1 protein-coding gene is annotated in these 412 nt (G+C 35.4%); it reads left to right on the plus strand.

All coding sequences use genetic code 11. The annotated features are described in order from the left end of the window. Positions 1 to 412: zinc-binding dehydrogenase (locus CD129_RS12000; protein ID WP_144437016.1), on the plus strand; the 412-nt coding region annotated here is incomplete at both ends.

Consider the following 412-nt stretch of genomic DNA (forward strand, 5'->3'; position numbering starts at 1 on the left):
TTCTAAGGTTACAAAATTTAATAAAGGCGATCGTGTTGTCATTAATCCTACAGTTTCAAATCGTGAAAAAGAAGAAAATATTGATCTTTATGATGGTTATTCATTTATAGGCTTAGGTTCTGATGGTGGATTTGCAGAACTTACAAACGTCCCAGAAGAGAATGTTTATAAATTGCCAGATAACGTTTCTGATAAAGAAGGAGCCCTTGTAGAACCGATGGCTGTTGCAGTTCAAGCAATTAAAGAAGGTGAAGTTCTATTTGGCGATACTGTTGCTATTTTTGGTGCAGGTCCAATCGGTTTATTAACAGTCATAGCAGCCAAAGCTGCAGGTGCAAGTAAGATATTTGTTTTTGATTTATCAGAAGAAAGATTGAATAAAGCTAAAGCAATAGGTGCTACTCATACTATC

The organism is Mammaliicoccus fleurettii, assembly GCF_003970575.1.
Classification (GTDB): domain Bacteria; phylum Bacillota; class Bacilli; order Staphylococcales; family Staphylococcaceae; genus Mammaliicoccus; species Mammaliicoccus fleurettii.